This window comes from Streptomyces sp. NPDC044719 (assembly GCF_056433405.1).
The window spans coordinates 78804-95918 of record NZ_JBWKHE010000015.1 but is presented as its reverse complement, the minus strand read 5'-3'; the positions used below and the strand labels follow the sequence as shown (position 1 = coordinate 95918).

Sequence of the window (17115 nt, the reverse complement as noted above, 5' to 3'; positions counted from 1 at the left end):
GTCAAGGGACGAGGAGGTGTTGACCGATGGCTGTCATTGCGATGAGCGCTGCCCGCATCCAGTTCATCAAGTCCACCTCCATGGTCACCGGCTGATCCGACCGACTGTCGGGCCGGGGGCCGACCTTGGGAAGGGTCACCCTTGACTTCCAGCTCCGCTTCCTCCGTTTCCTCCGCGCTCGCTCCCTACGGCTGGGACGAGGCATGGGCGGCCGAGTTCGCCCCCTACGACACCGAAGGACTGCTGCCCGGACGCGTGATCCGGGTCGACCGAGGCCAGTGCGACGTCGTCACCGCCGACGGGATCCTGCGGGCCGACACCGCGTTCGTCACGCCGCACGACCCGATGCGGGTCGTCTGCACCGGCGACTGGGTCGCCGTCGAACCCGGCGGGAACCCGCGCTACGTCCGGGCGTATCTGCCGCGCCGCACCGCGTTCGTCCGCTCCACCTCCTCCAAGCGGTCCGAGGGGCAGATCCTCGCGGCCAACGTCGACCACGCCATCGTCGCCGTGTCCCTCGCCCTCGAGCTCGACCTGGGCCGCATCGAACGGTTCCTCGCGCTCGCCTGGGAGTCCGGGGCGCAGCCCGTCGTCGTCCTCTCCAAGGCCGACCTCGTGCCGGACGCCGTCACCCTCTCCCACCTCGTCCAGGACGCGGAGACCAGCGCGCCCGGCGTGCCGGTGGTGCCCGTCAGCTCGGTCGACGGGGACGGGCTCGACGTGCTCGCGGCGATCGTCGGCGGTGGTACGTCCGTGCTGCTGGGGCAGTCCGGCGCGGGCAAGTCGACCCTCGCCAACGCGCTGCTCGGCGAGGACGTCATGGACGTCCAGGCCACCCGGGACGCCGACGGCAAGGGCCGGCACACCACCACGACCCGCAATCTGCTCGCCCTGCCCGGCGGCGGGGTCCTGATCGACACCCCCGGACTGCGGGGCGTCGGACTCTGGGACGCCGAGACCGGCGTCGGGCAGGTGTTCTCCGAGATCGAGGAACTGGCCGAGCGGTGCCGCTTCCACGACTGCGCCCACGAAGCCGAGCCGGGCTGCGCGGTATTGGCCGCCATCGAAACCGGTGAGCTGCCGGAACGGCGACTGGACAGCTACCGCAAGCTCCTGCGGGAGAACCAGCGCATCGTCGCCAAGACGGACGCCCGGCTCCGGGCCGAGATCCGCAAGGACTGGAAGCGGAAGGGGGCGATCGGACGGGCCGCGATGGAGGCCAAGCGCGGAGCGAACTGGCGCTCTTAGGCGCGTCGCCGTCGGCCGGACACGTCCCCTAGAGACCGTCCGGTCTCCCGGTCGAGGTGAGTTCCAGGGCCAGGGCCACCCGGTCGGCCGCCGTGAGGCCTACGTCGTGCGCCACGACGTAGGCCTCGTCGCCGAGTTCCTTCCGGACGCGCAGTTCCGCGGACAGGTGCGCGGTGTGGAACGGCAGCAGGCCGGTCAGGTCCACCCCCATGTCCCGGCGCAGCCCCTCGGCGGCACCGAGCAGCGTGGCCGCCGGGCCGGGCCGGGCGACAGCGGCCGTCGCCCACGCCAGGCTCTCCACTCCCCACACCGGGCCCCAGTTGTCGCCGACCGCCCGCTGCCGGGCCAGGGCGTCCCGCAGCCGGGGCAGCGCCCGCGCCGGATCGCCGTACCGCAGCTCGGCGACCCCCGCACACCAGGTCGCCCAGCTCCTGGCCCACTCGGCGCCGGACGCCTCGGCCTCGGCGGCATACACCTCGCGGGTGGCCAGGGCGGTGTCACGGGGGCCCATGAAGGCGGCGGCCATGGCCCACATCATGGTGGCCATGTGCGCGTCCCCCGGCAGTCCCGCGGCCCGGAACGCCTCACGGGCACCGGCGAGCCGGTCGACCGCCGTGGGGTCGCCGTCGACGAGCAGGGCGTATGCGCCCTCGACGAACCGGGCCGCGGGGTGGGCCGTCGGGGCGGCACCGGCCGGCCCACACGCGTCCAGGAAGGCCCGGACGGAGGACCGGTCGCCCTGGCAGAGGGCGACCCACACCGTCATCGCGCGGGCGGCGACGTCCTGCTCCGGCCCGATGGTGCCGTCCGGGCGGGCCAGAAGCCGCTCCAGCCAGTGCCGGCCCTCCCCGAGCGTGCTGCTGAAGAACCAGCTGCGGGAACGGCCCAGGTCGACCGCGATGTCCAGGCCCGTGCCGGTCAGGTCCGGCACGGACGCGCACAGGTCGAGCGCCGAACGGATGTTGGGCAGGTCGAGACGGAGCCGGGTGAGCCAGTCCACCTCCCGCGGCCCGCACCACTCGGCGGCGGCCCGGGCGGCGAGGTCCCGGTAGTGGCGTACGTGGCGCAGCCGTATCGCCGACACGTCACCGCGTTCGTCGAGCCGGTCCCGGCCGTACTGGCGGATCGTCTCCAGCAGCCGGTATCTGACCCGCGGCCCGGCATGACCGGTGTGCACGATCGACTTGTCGACGAGCGCCGCCAGCAGATCGCGGACGTCCCCGGGGGCGAGGGCCCCGCCCGTGCAGACCGCCTCGGCGGCGTCGAGGTCGAAGCTGCCGGTGAAGACGGAGACCCGGCTCCACAGCAGCCGCTCGGCCTCGGTGCACAGATCATGACTCCAGTCGATGACCTGACGCAGCGTGCGCCGCCGGTCGTCCGGGCCGCCGCCCCGGGGTACGGCCAGCAGCCGGAAGCGGTCGTCGAGCCGGTCCAGGATCTCCCCGGCGGCCAGGGTGTTCAGCCGTACGGCGGCCAGCTCGACGGCGAGCGGGATGCCGTCCAGGCGGTGGCACAGCTCGGCCACGGCGGCACAGTTCGCCTCCGTGACGCGGAAGCCGGGCGCGGAGGCCGCGGCCCGGTCGGCGAGCAGCCGCAACGCCTCGCAGCCGGTGTCGTCGGCCCGCTCGGGCAGGGCGAGGCCGGGGACCACGACGACATGCTCTCCCGGGACCGCGAGCCGCTCCCGGCTGGTGGCCAGCACGGTCAGCTCCGGCGCCCACCGCAGCAGCCGCAGCACCAGGGCCGTGACCGGTTCCACCAGGTGCTCGCAGTTGTCCAGGACCAACAGCAGCCGCCGGTCGCGCAGATGCTCGGTCACCGCGTCGGCCACGGGCCGGCTGGAGTGGTTGCGCAGGCCGAGCGACTCGGCAACCGCCCGGTCCAGCAGGCCCGGATCGGTCAGCGGTGCCAGGTCCGCGAGCCACACCCCGTCCGGGAAGGAGGGGGCCGACCGGGTCGCGGCGCGCAGCGCCAGCCGGGTCTTGCCGACTCCGCCGACACCGGTCAGCGTCACCAGCCGGGTCCGCGTCAACAGGTCGGTGACATGGTGGATTTCCCTCTCGCGGCCCACGAACGACGTGGTCTCGGCGGGCAGCCGGCCAGCGGTCCGGTCCCGCCCGGCCAAGGCCACGGACGTGTCGTCACCGGACAGCACCCGGCGGTGCGCTTCACGCAGTCCGGCACCGGGATCGACGCCCAGTTCCCGTGCGAGGGTGGCCGCCGCCTCCCGGTAGCAGTCGAGGGCCTCGGCCTGCCGTCCGCTCCGGTGCAGGGCCAGCATCCGCTGCTCGTGAAAGCGTTCACGCAGGGGGTGGGCCCCGGTGAGGGTGCGCAGTTCCGAGAGCACCCGCGCGTGCCGGCCCAGCGCCAGATCGGCGTCGATCCGCAGTTCCAGGGCGTCGAGAAGGGCCTCGCCCAGGGCCGGCAGCACCTCCCGCAGTGACTCCGCCGGAAGGTCGGGCAGTGGGTCGCCCCGCCAGAGCCGGACGGCCTCGTGCAGGGGCCCGGACGCGTCCGCCGGACGCCCCGCCTCCAGTGCCGTACGACCACGCCGGACCAGTGCCGTGAAGCGGTGCAGGTCGACGTCCTGCGGGGTGACGTCGAGCAGATAGCCCGATGGACGGGTCAGGAGAAGGTCGCGGTCGAGAGCGCGGCGCAGCCGCAGCACGTAGTTCTGCAGGGTGTTGGGGACGCGGGCGGGCTGCCGATCGCCCCACACCCGGCGGGCGAGGCACTCCACCGGCACGGTCCGCCCGGCGTCCACCAGCAGAGCGGCCAGCAGGGCCCGCAGCCGCGCCGCGCCGAGCGGCACGGGCACTCCGTCCCGCCGGATCTCCAGCGGCCCCAGCACCATGAACTCGTAGCGTGCACTCATCGCGTTCATGATGCTACACAGGGTGACTCTCGCGTGGTGGGGCCGATGAGAGCCGGAGGTGACCGGGCCGAGAGCGGGCCGGGTGACGGTGGACGGGTTCACGACGATTCGACGTTCCGAGAGGAGAACACCGTGCACGACGATCCGTTCGACCTCGACGCGCGGCAGACCGGCGCGGGGGAGAGGGACGCAGTCGCGATGACGAGCGGCGGCACCATGAACCCGTGGTCGGGAGCCGCTCGGCAGGCGACGATCCAGACGCTGCACCCTTGGCCGGGTGCTGTCGGGCAGCGGACCAGCCACACCATGCACCCATGGTCCGGCGCCGCCCGGCACGCGACCCAGCACGGCACCCTGCCGTTCCCGACGCTGTGACCCGGAAAGGCCCTTCGGAACCGGGTCGGACGCGGATGCCGTCCGACCCGGTCTTCGACTGTCCCGGCACGGCCCTGCTGCGCTCCCCGCTGCTGCCCGTCGACACGCTGCGGACACCGGCCACACCGGATCCGGCCGACGTGACGGACGCGACGGACGAGGGCAAGGCGCTGCGCGCCGCCATCACGGAACTGACCGACGATCCGCTGCTGCACGAGGCCCTGGCCCTCTCCAGCCCCTCCCTCGGCCGGCGGCTGGAGTCCGTGCGCACGGGCGGGGACGTGTCCCTGTCCGCGCTGCGCCGCACCTGGCGGGCGCTGCTGCGCTACCGCGCGCGGATGGCAGGCCGGCCCACACCGTTCGGGCTGCTGGCGGGCGTCGCACAGGCCCGGTTCGGCGAGGCCGCCCGGGTGCGGTTCGGGTCGGCGCACGGCAAGTCGGCCCGCCCCGACGCCGAGTGGCTGGCCTGTCTGACGCAGCGCTGGGAGCGGGATCCGGCGATCCTGGCCGGACTGCGCCTGTCGGCCAACGGGCTGTGCGTGCGGCGCGGCGACCGACTCGTCCTGCCCTACGCCCCTGCCGCGCCGGAAGCAGGGCCCACGGAGGCGGAGGAACCGCGCGAGGTGTCGGTGCGCTGGACGGCGGCCGTGGCGGCGGCCTACGAGCACGCCCGCCGGCCGGTGACCCATGCCGCTCTCATGGAACATCTCCATGCCCAACTGCCCGCCGCACCCGCCGGTGCGATCGAGAACCTGGTCACGGAACTCGTCACCCTCGGCCTCCTGCTGACGGACCTGTCGCCGCCGCCCGGAGCGGCGGATCCGCTGGCGCATGTGACCGGCCTCCTGGCGGATGTCCCGGCCGCTGCGGGCGAGGCACGGCGGCTCGCGGGGGTGGCCGCCGCCCTCGCCGACTATGCCGAACGCCCACCGGGCCGGGGGCTGCGCGCGCTGCGTGCGGCCGAGGACCGCATGGACGCCCTGACCCAGCGCCCGTACCTCCTCGCCGTGGACACCGCGCTCGACGCGGACGTCACCCTTCCGGACGCGGTCGCCGAGGAGGCACGGCGCGCGGCGGACCTGCTGTGGCGCCTCGGCCCGCCGGCCACCGGGACGACGCGTCCGCTCGCCTCGTACCACCGCGACTTCCTCGAACGGTACGGCCTCGCACGGGCGGTACCGGTGGCCGAACTCCTCGATCCGGTCGGCGGACTCGGCCCTCCGCTGCCGGACGCGACGACGCGGGCGGGTGCCCGGGACCGGGTGCTGACGGCCCTGGCCCAGGAGGCGACCGCGTCCGGTGCGCGCGAGATCGTCCTCAGGGAACGGGATCTGGACGCCCTCGGCGACGACTCCGGCGTTCCTCCGCCCTCGGCCGAGCTGGTCTTCCAGCTCCTGGCGTCGTCCGAACGGGCCCTCGACGCGGGGCAGTTCACCCTTGTCGTGTCCGACCGGCTCACGGGCACCTGGCCGGCCGGCTCCCTGGCGGCCCGCTTCGCCCATCTGCTGCCCGAGGCGGGGCGGCCGTTCGCCGGGACTGCGCCCACGGCTCTCGCCGGTGCCGCCTCGCCGAACGGTCCCGTCCTTCCGGTCCAGTTGGTGTTCCGCCCGGCCCTGTCCCGCGCCGGCAACGTCGTCCGCACTCCCCGCTGGGTCGAACACACCGTGGCGCCCGGCACGTTCGGCGAAGGTTCGGATCCCGGGCACCTCGCACTCGACGACCTCGCGGTGGTCGCCGAACTGGACCGGTTGCGGCTGGTGTCGCTCCGGCACGACGGGCAGGAGGTCGCCGCGGGCACCTTCCACATGCTCGACACCAGACTGCTGGCGCCCCCGCACGTACGCCTGCTGCATCTGCTCAGCGTCGACCACCTCCGGCCGTTGCTCGGCTGGGACTGGGGGACGGCGAGGGACTGGCCCTGGCTGCCCGCCGTACGCCACGGCCGGACCGTGCTGTGCCGGTCCCGGTGGCTGGTCCGGGACGCCGACGTCCTGGACCAGCGAACGGGGTTCGCCGCCTGGTCGGAGGCGCTGGCGTCATGGCGGCGCCGGCTGGGGGTGCCCGACGTGGTCGAGGCCGGCAGCGGTGACCGCCTGCTGCCGCTGGACCTGACCCGTACGGCGGACGCCCGTCTGCTGCGCGAGGAACTGCGGCGGGACCCCGGCACCCCGCTGCACGAGCGGCCCGACCTGACCGGAGACGGCACGGGCTGGCTCACCGGACCGCGCGGCACGCACGCCGCCGAGATCTCCGTACCGTTGCTGCGCCGCGAGCCCTCCGACCGCACCACCGTCCCGGCCGTCACCCGGTGTCCGCTCGTCCGCCGCGGCGACGACGCCGCGGGCGGCCTGCCGGGAGGCTCATGGCTGTACGCCAAGCTGTACTGCCCGGGCCCGCTCCAGGACACGGTGCTCGCCCGCCACCTGCCGGAGCTGCTGGAATCCCTGCCGCCCGGGGCGGACCGCTGGTTCTTCGTCCGGTACGCCGACCCGGACCCCCATCTGCGGCTGCGCCTGCACGGCGACCCACGGACGCTGTACGGGGAGATCCTGCCCGCGCTCCACGACCTGGCGGCGGACCTACGGCGGCTCAGGCTCGTCGGCCGGCTGGTCCTGGACACCTACGACCCGGAGACGGAACGGTACGGAGGCACGGCCCGGACCATGGAGGCGGCGGAACGCGTGTTCCACGCCGACAGCGCGGCGGCCCTCGCGCAGCTCCGCCTGCTCGACCGCGCCCGGCCACCGGCCGCCCCGCTGCCGCTCACGGCGGCCGGCCGGGCCCAACTCGCCTGGCACCTCGTCCCGGGCGCCCCGGCCGAGCGCGCCCGGCGCCTGCTCGCGGTCGCCCCCCGCGACGAACACCACCGCTTCTTCCGCGACCACCGAGCTCAGGCGCTGCGGCTCATCGACCCGTTCGGCGACTTCGCGGCCCTGCGCGAGGAGGCCTGGGCGGCGCCGCTCCTGGCCGCCTGGCAGACCCGCGCGGCCGCCGCCGGCGACTTGCGCCAGTGCCTGGCCGAGGCGCCTGCCGACGCCGACGCGGTGGACGCGGTACTGGCCTCCTTGCTCCACATGCACCACAACCGGCTGTCCGCCGACCCCACGCCATGGTCCGAGGGCCGGGTGGCCGCCCTCGCCCGAGGAGCCGTGGAGGCCCACCTCGCACGCCGTGAGGCGCGGCCCGCCCCATGACGAGGCCCCGCACCCGAAGCGCCATGTCCGATTTCCGCCAGCGACAGGCCGGCCCACGGCGGAGACTGGACGTGTGAGAGACCAGGTAACGGACGAGGACACCAGGTACGAGGCCGTACGCAGCCGCGACGCCCGCTTCGACGGCGTGTTCTTCTTCGCCGTCGAGACGACCGGCATCTACTGCCGGCCGAGCTGCCCCGCGGTCACCCCGAAGCGGGTCAACGTACGGTTCTTCGCCACGGCCGCCGCCGCGCAGGGCTCGGGCTTCCGGGCCTGCCGGCGCTGCCGGCCGGACGCCGTGCCCGGCTCCGCCGAGTGGAACGTCCGCGCGGACGTGGTGGGCCGGGCCATGCGGCTGATCACCGACGGCGTGGTCGACCGGGAGGGCGTCGCCGGTCTCGCCACCCGGCTCGGCTACAGCGCACGGCAGGTGCAGCGGCAGCTCACCGCCGAACTCGGCGCCGGGCCCGTCGCCCTTGCCCGGGCCCAGCGGGCCCACACCGCGCGGGTACTGCTCCAGACCACCGGGCTGCCGGTCACCGAGATCGGATTCGCGTCGGGCTTCGCCAGCGTCAGGCAATTCAATGACACGATCCGGGCCGTGTACGCCTCGACACCGAGCGAGCTGCGCGCCGCCGCCGTCCCGAAGGGCGGCCGGAACCGCCGTACGGCCACCCCGGACGCCGGTATCCCGCTGCGGCTCGCCCACCGTGGCCCCTACCAGGCAGGGCCCGTCTTCGACCTGCTGGAACGCGAGACCGTACCCGGCGTCGAGGACGTGAGCGGCCCGCCCGGCGCGCGCACCTACCGGCGCACGCTCCGGCTGCCCTACGGCACCGGCATCGTCGCCGTCGACGAGCGCCCCGGCACCGCCCGGACCGGGCTCGGCGCCCACCCCGGCGGCTGGCTCGACGCCCGGCTGCACCTCACCGACCCCCGCGACCTGACCACCGCCGTACAGCGGCTGCGGCGGCTGTTCGACCTCGACGCCGACCCCTACGCCGTCGACGAGCGCCTCGCCACCGACCCGCGGCTCGCGCCCCTGGTCGCCGCCCGGCCCGGGCTGCGCTCGCCGGGCACCGCCGACCCGGAGGAACTCGCGGTGCGCGCGCTGGCCGGCCGGACGGAGGCGGAACGGCTCGTACGGCGCTACGGCAAGGCGCTCGACGCCCCCTGCGGCAGCCTCACCCATCTCTTCCCCGAGCCGGCCGTCCTCGCCGGGGCCGAGCCCGGAGGCACCCTCGGCGCGCTCACCGCCGCCCTCGCCGACCACGCCGTACGCCTCGACCCGGGCGCCGACCGGGACGACGCGCAGGACGCCCTGCGCGCCGTGCCCGGACTGGACTCCCGCACCATCGCCGAGATCCGCACCCGCGCCCTCGGCGACCCGGACGTGGCCCCGCCCGGCCTCGACGTCCCCGACAGCTGGCGCCCCTGGCGCTCGTACGCCTTGAACCACCTGCGCGCAGCAGGGGAGTGGGAGTTGTGATGACCACGACGTACTGGACGACCGCGGAAGGCCCGCTCGGGCCGCTGCTGCTCACCGCCGCCCCGACCGGCGAGCTCACCTCGCTGTCCGTGCCCGGGCAGAAGGGCGGACGCGTCGTGCTGGACGACTGGCGGCAGGACAACGGGCCCTTCCGGGAGGCCGAGGAGCAGCTCGCCGCCTACTTCGCCGGGGAACTGAAGGAGTTCCGGCTGCCGTGGCGCACCGAAGGCACGGCCTTCCGGGAGAAGGTCTGGGCCGCGCTGGACGACATCCCCTACGGCTCGACCGTGACCTACGGCGAGATCGCCGCGCGGATCGGAGCGCCCAGGGCGGCCGTACGGGCCGTCGGCGGTGCGATCGGCGCCAATCCGCTGCTGGTCGTCCGGCCGTGCCATCGAGTGATCGGCGCCGACGGCACACTGACCGGCTACGCGGGCGGTTTGGACCGCAAGGTACGGCTGCTCACGCACGAGGGCGTGCTCTGAGCCGCTGCTCGTGGCGTTGTCAGCCCCACAGGACCGCGCCGATCCAGGCCGCCGCTATCAGCTGACAGGTGAACAGTTCGGCCAGGATGCTGGAGCCGCCCGAGCGCATCACCTGACGCAGGGCGGCGACCGCGTCGCCGTGGCGGCCGAGGCGGCGGCGTTCGTAGAGGTAGATACCGGCCAGATATCCGGGGATCGCGCCGAGCACGGGGAGCAGGACGAAACCGAGGGTGGAGCCGCCTCCGGCCCAGGCCAGCATCCGGCGGTTGGCGCTGCTCGCCCGGAGCCGCCGGGGCGGCAGGGCCCAGCGCACGCCCTGGGAGACGAACATCAGGACCGTGGCACCCACCAGGGTCCACCAGGCGACGGGCTGGGGATCCTTCAGCGCCCACCACATGACCGCGGCCCACACCAGCAACGACCCGGGCACCGCGGGCAGCAGCACTCCGCACAGACCGAGCAGGATGACCAGCCCGACCAGCAGGAGGTCCCACACTCCCATCTGACCAGCCTGCCGGAATCCGTGAGAAGACGCAGGTCAGAAGCGTGGCCGTGGTCAGGATCCGCAGGTCAGCCGCCCGGGGGCCCGCCGCCTGCCCTTATCGCATGGTCGTTCTAGGGATCACTCGAGCCGTCGTTTCACGCCGCCGTGACGGACCGGTTTTTCCGGAAGCCCCGTTTTCATCCCGGCCGTGCGGTGGACAATTAGGGGCATGAGTCAGCAGGGGGGAAGGCCCACCGGTCATGACGACGACTGGTGGAGGCACTTGTACGACGACTCCAGCGACGACACGGGCCCCGCACCCGCCCCGGACTCCCTGGACGACCGCTTCGCCTCGGCGGCGGGGGCGGTGGGGGACCCGGCGGACGAGCGGCCCGCCTCCGAGCCGGTGGTTCCGGCGCCCCGGGCAGCCGCCGACGAGGCCACGGACCCACCGCGCGCGCCCTGGGAGCCACCGGCTTCCCGGCCCAAGGGCCCGCTGACCTTCCCGACCGCCACGAAGCCGCCGGAACGGGCCGGGCAGGTCGCCGATCGGCCACCCGCGGGCGGCACGACCTCACCGACCGGCCCCCGCGGCCCCTCGGAGGGACCGACGGAGCCCTCCGCGACGACGGCCCCCACCTCGCGGACCCCCCGGACCGCCCCGCCGCCCCTGCCCACCACCCCACCCTCCTGGCCCAGCCCGGAGTTCCGCCCCGCCGAGCCCGCCTTCCCCGCTGCCGAGCCGGGTGGTGCCGGGTCTCCCGCCGCCGGCTCCGGTGGGACCGCCTTTCCCGTCGCCGGCTCCGGCCCTGCCGGGGCCCCCGCGACCGCGTCCAGCAAGGCCGCGTTCCCGGCCACCGAGCCCAGCGGGACGGCCTTCCCCGCCCCCGCCGACCCGCCGCCCGCGCCCCGCCGGTCCGCCGCACGTCCGCCGGCGCCGCCACGCCCGGCCGATCCACCCTCCGCGCCACCCCGCCCCGCCGACCCGGCACTCGCACCGCCTCTCCCAGCCGGTCCACCGCCCCCGCCGCACACCCCCTCCGACCAGCCCGCCCCCCGGATCGAGCGGCCCTCGCCCTCCCCCCGGCCCCGGGGGTACGTAGGGTCCCGGCCGCCCACCTATGACGCCGAACCCATCGCGCTGCCGGCGGCCGACCCCGATGATCTCGACGACCTCGTCGCGGACACCGTGCTCGACGGGGCCCGGTACGGGGCCTGTACGTTGCGGGCCGTGTCCGTGCGGGGGGACTCCGCGCGGTACCGGGGGGAGCCGCGGCGCGACTCGTTGCTCACCGCGCGCTTCGGCACGGGCGAGCACGCTCTGCTGCTGGTGGCGATGGCGACCGGGGCCCGGGCCGCGCCGGGGGCGCACCGGGCCGCCGCCGAGGCCTGTCACTGGATCGGGCGGGCCGTCGGGCGCAGTCATGCCCGGCTCGTGGCGGACATCAGGGACGGCCGGCGCGGTGACCTCAAGTCCGGGCTGCACCGCCTCACCGACCGCAGTCTCGGCAAGCTCCGCGCCAGCGCCTCCGAACAGGGCGTCGCCCCGGAGGAGTACGCCGCCGGCCTGCGCTGCCTTCTGCTGTCGGCCGATCCGGAGTGCCGTACGCGCGTCTTCTTCGGCGTCGGGCCCGGCGGGCTGTTCCGGCTGCGGGACGGTGAGTGGCAGGACATCGAACCGCAGGTCGCCGAGGTCAAGGGCGAGCCCGTGATGGGGTTCGGGTCGCCGCCGTCCGAGACGCCCGAGGGCGACCGGTTCACCATGGACCTGGGGATCCCGACCCCGCCCAGCCCTTACGAACCGGCCCCGGAGCCACCCCGCGAACCCTTCCGCTTCCGTACTTCCGTCGCCCGCCCGGGTGACACGCTCCTGCTGTGCAGCGGCGGCCTCGCCGACCCGCTGCGCGGCGAACCCGAACTGGGCGACTACCTCGCCGAGCGGTGGTCCCGCCCCGACCCGCCCGGCCTCGCCGCGTTCCTCGCGGACTCCCAAGTGCGGGTCAAGGGCTACGCGGACGACCGTACGGCCGCCGCCGTGTGGGAGGCGTGAGCGCGCACCCTGTGACTTGATGGAACCCGGAGGGATCCCTGGAGACCGAAGGGGCACACGAGCACCATGGCCAAACAGAACGTCGCGGAACAGTTCGTCGACATCCTGACCCGCGCCGGAGTCAAACGCCTCTACGGAGTCGTCGGCGACAGCCTGAACCCGGTCGTCGACGCCGTCCGGCGCAACTCCGCCATCGACTGGATCCACGTCCGGCACGAGGAGACCGCCGCCTTCGCCGCAAGTGCCGAGGCCCAGATCACCGGCGGGCTCGCCGCCTGCGCCGGCTCCTGCGGGCCCGGCAACCTCCACCTCATCAACGGCCTGTACGACGCCCACCGCTCCATGGCGCCCGTCCTCGCCCTCGCCTCCCACATCCCCTCCAGCGAGATCGGCCTGGGCTTCTTCCAGGAGACCCACCCCGACCGGCTGTTCCAGGACTGCAGCCACTACAGCGAGCTGATCTCCAGCCCCAAGCAGATGCCCCGGCTGCTCCAGACCGCCATCCAGAACGCCATCGGCCGCAGCGGCGTCAGCGTCGTCTCTCTGCCCGGCGACATCGCCGACGAGCCCGCCCCGGAGAAGCCCGTCGAGACCGCCCTCGTCACCTCCCGGCCGACGGTCCGCCCGGGTGACGAGGAGATCGACCGGCTCGTGAAGATGATCGACGAGGCCGGCAAGGTCACCCTCTTCTGCGGCAGCGGCACCGCCGGCGCGCACGCCGAGGTCATGGAGTTCGCCGGGAAGGTCAAGTCCCCGGTGGGGCACGCGCTGCGCGGCAAGGAATGGATCCAGTACGACAACCCGTACGACGTCGGCATGAGCGGACTCCTCGGCTACGGCGCCGCCTACGAGGCCACCCACGAGTGCGATCTGCTGATCCTGCTCGGCACCGACTTCCCCTACAACGCCTTCCTCCCCGACGACGTGAAGATCGCCCAGGTCGACGTCCGGCCCGAACGCCTCGGCCGCCGCTCGAAACTGGACCTCGCGGTCTGGGGCGACGTACGCGAGACGCTGCGCTGTCTGATCCCGCGGGTGAAGGAGAAGAAGAACCGCCGCTTCCTCGACCGGATGCTGAAGAAGCACGCGGACGCGCTGGAGGGGGTGGTGAAGGCGTACACCCGCAAGGTCGAGAAGCACACACCGATCCACCCCGAGTACGTGGCGTCCGTCCTCGACGAAGTCGTCTCCGACGACGCCGTGTTCACCGTCGACACCGGCATGTGCAACGTCTGGGCCGCCCGCTACATCTCGCCCAACGGCCGCCGCCGCGTCATCGGCTCCTTCTCCCACGGCTCGATGGCCAACGCGCTGCCCATGGCGATCGGCGCGCAGTTCACCGACCGCAAACGCCAGGTCGTGTCGATGTCCGGCGACGGCGGGTTCTCCATGCTGATGGGTGACTTCCTGACGCTGGTGCAGTACGACCTCCCGGTCAAGGTCGTCCTCTTCAACAACTCCTCCCTCGGCATGGTCGAGTTGGAGATGCTGGTCGCCGGGCTGCCGTCCTACGGCACCGCCAACAAGAACCCCGACTTCGCCGCCGTCGCCCGGGCCTGCGGCGCGTACGGCGTACGGGTCGAGAAGCCCAAGGAACTCGCTGGCGCCCTCAAGGACGCCTTCAAGCACAAGGGCCCGGCCCTCGTCGACGTCGTCACCGACCCCAACGCGCTGTCCATCCCGCCGAAGATCAAGGCCGAGATGGTGACCGGCTTCGCGCTGTCCGCCTCCAAGATGGTGCTGGACGGCGGGGTCGGCCGGATGCTCCAGATGGCACGGAGCAACCTGCGCAACGTGCCCCGGCCTTGAGCGCGGTCAGCTGTACGGCGCCCACTGGCGTGCCGAGGTGTCGTACATGTACCGGGGCAGGCCCTTGATGCCACTGGTGCGGAACGGGCGGCCGGCGTCGTCGACGCGGACCGTGCCCTTGCGGCCCTGGGAGGACCAGTCCAGCTCCAGGTACCAGCGGCAGTCGCAGGTCACGGTCCGTGCGGTGACCAGCAGCACCTCGGGGTCCTCGGCCGAGACGCGGTACGGCATGCGCACCGCCGGGATCGGCACGCCGGTGTCGTTCCCGGCGACCGCGTGGGCGATGGGCCGGTCCTTGTCCAGGTTCACGTCGAAGTAGCGCGGGGTCACCGCACCGCCGCAGCCCTGGTCCATGGCGTAGGCGTTGCCCGGAGCGGGGGCCGTACGCCCCACCACGCGCACGCGCAGCGCGTTCAGCACGACGGCCGTGTCGGTCCGCCCCTGCACCGACAGCTCCACGAGCGTCTCCCCGCCGTGCACCGCGCTCTGCGTCGCCGCCCAGGTCCCGGCGTCCTGCGGGGCCGGGGGCGGGGGCACCTGCCCGGGCGGTCTGGCGACGACGTAGTCATGACCGCAGCCGAGCTTCCAGGCCTGGGAGTCGACGGACCAGGTGAGGGGCACGGCGGGTTGCTTCCCCCTGCTCGGCGGGCTGGTGCCCGGATCGGAGGAGGGCGCGGGCGCCGGTTTCCTCTTCGGGGTGGCGGATGCCGAAGGCCGCCTGGTGGTGGGGGAGCCGCTCGGGGTGGGCGAGGTGTCCCTCCGGTCCGGTGCCTTCGCCTCCGTCGTGCCGGACGCGGCGGGTCCGGCCGTACGGGCACGGTCGGCGGCGGGGCGCCGTCCGTCCGGCAGCGCGGACAGACTCCCCAGCGTCGCGAGTAACGCGCAGGCGGCGGCAAGCCCGACCACCACGCGTCTGCGGCGGTACCAGGGGCGGCGGGGGAGCGGGGACGGATCCGAGTCGCCCTTCTCCTCCACCGGGGGTGCCGTCTGCTCCACCGGGGGTGTCGTCTGCTCCACCGGGGGTGCCGTCTCTTCCACCGCACTCGCCGTACGGGGGCGCCGGCGTGCCGCCACCGCCAGGAGCCAGCGGCGGTGGAGCTCCAGGCGCTCCTCCGGGGTCGCCCCGCAGAGCGCCGCGAAACGCTCCACGGGCGCGAAGTCGACAGGGACCGCCTCGCCCGCGCAATAGCGGTGCAGGGTCGAGGTGTTCATGGCCAGACGGCGTGCCAGCGAACCGTAACTGCGGTCCGTGCGCTCCTTCAGCGCCCTCAGCAGCGCCGCGAACTCCCCGACGTCGTCCACGTCTTCCTGTGCCGACACGTTTCCCCCGCCCTCGTAAGGTCCGACCCGGCCCGGGACGGCATCCCAGGCATCCCTGTACCTGCACGTCAGACGGCCTGGGATGGTTCCACCGTGGCCGATCGGCCGCAGCTTGTTGCGCCCGTCGGCTGTGACCGCTGATGCTCTTGGTGTCGCACCGACCAGGCCCGGGCCGACCAGCCGGCCTCGCCGCGGCATCCACGTCCACGCACTCATCACGGGGGAACACCCATGTCCATGCGCATCCGAACGAGCGCTGTCACCGCACTCGCCGTCGCCGCCCTCGCGGCGGGCACGGTCCTCACGGCACCGGCCGCCGGCGCCGCGCCGAAGACTGCCGCACCCAAGTTCCTGTCGGCGTCCCAGCTGCCGCCGCACCCGACGTCGTCCTGGACCGCCGGGCCGGTCGCCGAGGGGTTCCCGGAGGAACTCGGCTCCTGCGTGAGTACGGAGGGCGTGCTCGACTACGACTACCGGCACCGGAAGTTCCGGACCGACCTGGAAACCAGCGCCGTGCAGTTGACCGTCGTGACGGGCTCAGCCGCCCAGGCCAAGGCCCTGGCGAAGCACTACGACGACCTGATCCGCACCTGCGCCGACCGCATCGAGGAGAACTCCCCGGACGTCGAGGCCGAGGGCCGGGACTACGGCACGCTGCCGGTCGAGGAGGGCGCCCGCGTCCGCGGCCTGCACACCGAGACCTCCTGGGGCGCCACGGACATCTCGCTGCTGTCCGTCGGACGGGACGGCAGGACCGTCACCGTCGTGTCGTGGGGGCAGATGGGCGACTTCGACGACGCTCCCGTGGCGGCCTTCAAGAAGACGACGACCACCGCCGTCAACAAACTGTACTGACCGCGCCTCCGCTGGAAGACCGGGGCCGTCCTCCCGCCACGGGGGTGGGGAGGACGGCCCCGTACCGGTCTCGGCGCCTGTCAAGACCGTCGTACTTCGGCCAACTTCACCGGAACACCGCACAGAGGGGCCGGTCGCCCCGGTCCTTCGCGGCGTACGCAGGGATCGGCAGCCGGCCATCGGCCCATCGTCCGATCTTCGGCGGTCAGGATCCACCCAGGGGCCCGGACCGGCTACCCTCTTGTCCCCCTCACCTCCATTGCCTTACTCCTCAGCGGCCCGCTGCCCGGCCCGCCGGTCCCGTCCGATTGGCCGAACACCCGGTCGTTGACGACTCGACATGACTGCCGCGTGTCCGATGGGGCATGGATCCCCGTGAACGTGTTCGAGCAGGAGGGGAACCGACATCGGCGCGCGGGCGGGGGTCATGGAGAGGCAGGCACGGGGAGGCGGTCCCATAACGATAGGGGCCTTCTCGGCGAAGACGGTGGAGGACAAGACCGACGACGACACGGAGCAGGTGCCCGTGCCTCAGCTGAGGCGCAGACTCGGGCGGGCGGACCTGCGGGCCGTGCCGGAAGCCCGCAGGGCCCTGCGGGAGCTGCTCGGGCAGTGGGGGAGGACCGGACGATCCGACGTAGCGGAACTGCTCACCAGCGAACTCGTCACCAACGCGATCGTCCACACCGATCGCGACGCGCTCCTGACGGCCACGGTCGGGCCGCGTGGACTGCGGGTGGAGGTAAGGGACTTCGTGGCCCGCAGACCCCGGCTGCGCGTACCGATCGCCGACGACGGTACGAACGGCAGGGGCCTGTTCCTTGTGCAGTCCCTCGCGGACGCCTGGGGTGTCAGGCCGCACGGAGTGGGCAAGGCCGTCTGGTTCGAGCTGGAGGCCGAGGCGGCATGAACGGGTAGGGGGCGCGGCCCG

The 17115-nt window shown here is 73.8% G+C and carries 12 protein-coding genes; 9 read left to right on the top strand and 3 right to left on the bottom strand.

From position 1 onward, the window contains the following. Window positions 1–141 precede the first annotated feature (141 nt). Window positions 142–1248, top strand: a complete 1107-nt coding sequence (rsgA, locus tag AC07DF_RS39945; RefSeq protein ID WP_478982255.1) for a ribosome small subunit-dependent GTPase A — start codon at window positions 142–144, stop codon at window positions 1246–1248. 28 nt (window positions 1249–1276) lie between these two features. Here rsgA and AC07DF_RS39940 read toward each other — a convergent pair whose 3' ends face one another. Then, window positions 1277–4123 carry an AfsR/SARP family transcriptional regulator gene (locus AC07DF_RS39940; protein ID WP_478982253.1) on the bottom strand — a complete coding sequence of 949 codons (2847 nt, stop codon included), beginning with the start codon at window positions 4121–4123 and terminating at the stop codon, window positions 1277–1279. Window positions 4124–4255: 132 nt separating this feature from the next. Here AC07DF_RS39940 and AC07DF_RS39935 point away from each other — a divergent pair, with 132 nt between their 5' ends. The 4 genes from AC07DF_RS39935 to AC07DF_RS39920 all read left to right on the top strand — a co-directional run bounded on the left by AC07DF_RS39935 (window position 4256) and on the right by AC07DF_RS39920 (window position 9666). After that, window positions 4256–4498 carry a hypothetical protein gene (locus tag AC07DF_RS39935; protein ID WP_478982251.1) on the top strand — a complete coding sequence of 81 codons (243 nt, stop codon included), beginning with the start codon at window positions 4256–4258 and terminating at the stop codon, window positions 4496–4498. A 35-nt stretch (window positions 4499–4533) separates the two neighbouring features. Further along, window positions 4534–7692 carry a lantibiotic dehydratase gene (locus AC07DF_RS39930; protein WP_478982249.1) on the top strand — a complete coding sequence of 1053 codons (3159 nt, stop codon included), beginning with the start codon at window positions 4534–4536 and terminating at the stop codon, window positions 7690–7692. Window positions 7693–7765: 73 nt separating this feature from the next. After that, on the top strand, window positions 7766–9181 hold the full coding sequence (locus AC07DF_RS39925) for a DNA-3-methyladenine glycosylase 2 family protein (protein WP_478982247.1): 1416 nt from the start codon (window positions 7766–7768) through the stop codon (window positions 9179–9181). Beyond that, window positions 9181–9666 (top strand): methylated-DNA--[protein]-cysteine S-methyltransferase, encoded by a 486-nt coding sequence (locus tag AC07DF_RS39920; RefSeq protein WP_478982245.1) that lies wholly within the window; start codon window positions 9181–9183, stop codon window positions 9664–9666. The genes AC07DF_RS39925 and AC07DF_RS39920 overlap by 1 nt, the downstream gene beginning before the upstream one ends. A 19-nt stretch (window positions 9667–9685) precedes the next feature. Here AC07DF_RS39920 and AC07DF_RS39915 read toward each other — a convergent pair whose 3' ends face one another. Then, the gene (locus AC07DF_RS39915) at window positions 9686–10168 is read right to left on the bottom strand and encodes a DUF456 domain-containing protein (RefSeq protein ID WP_478982243.1); all 483 of its coding nucleotides are present in this window, start codon (window positions 10166–10168) and stop codon (window positions 9686–9688) included. A 211-nt stretch (window positions 10169–10379) separates the two neighbouring features. Here AC07DF_RS39915 and AC07DF_RS39910 point away from each other — a divergent pair, with 211 nt between their 5' ends. Next, window positions 10380–12200 carry a protein phosphatase 2C domain-containing protein gene (locus AC07DF_RS39910; RefSeq protein ID WP_478982241.1) on the top strand — a complete coding sequence of 607 codons (1821 nt, stop codon included), beginning with the start codon at window positions 10380–10382 and terminating at the stop codon, window positions 12198–12200. A gap of 66 nt (window positions 12201–12266) precedes the next feature. Beyond that, a complete protein-coding gene (locus AC07DF_RS39905) occupies window positions 12267–14009 on the top strand; it encodes a pyruvate dehydrogenase (protein WP_478982239.1) in 1743 nt (580 codons plus the stop codon). 6 nt (window positions 14010–14015) lie between these two features. Here AC07DF_RS39905 and AC07DF_RS39900 read toward each other — a convergent pair whose 3' ends face one another. After that, window positions 14016–15329 (bottom strand): helix-turn-helix domain-containing protein, encoded by a 1314-nt coding sequence (locus AC07DF_RS39900; protein ID WP_478982237.1) that lies wholly within the window; start codon window positions 15327–15329, stop codon window positions 14016–14018. Window positions 15330–15560: 231 nt separating this feature from the next. On the opposite strand from AC07DF_RS39900, the gene AC07DF_RS39895 reads away from it, so the two are divergent. Both AC07DF_RS39895 and AC07DF_RS39890 read left to right on the top strand, forming a co-directional pair. Next, window positions 15561–16184: a hypothetical protein gene (locus AC07DF_RS39895; protein WP_478982235.1), complete on the top strand. Its 624-nt coding sequence runs from the start codon at window positions 15561–15563 to the stop codon at window positions 16182–16184. A gap of 487 nt (window positions 16185–16671) precedes the next feature. Continuing rightward, window positions 16672–17094, top strand: coding sequence for an ATP-binding protein (locus AC07DF_RS39890; protein WP_382496435.1), 423 nt, complete (start codon window positions 16672–16674; stop codon window positions 17092–17094). Window positions 17095–17115 lie beyond the last annotated feature (21 nt).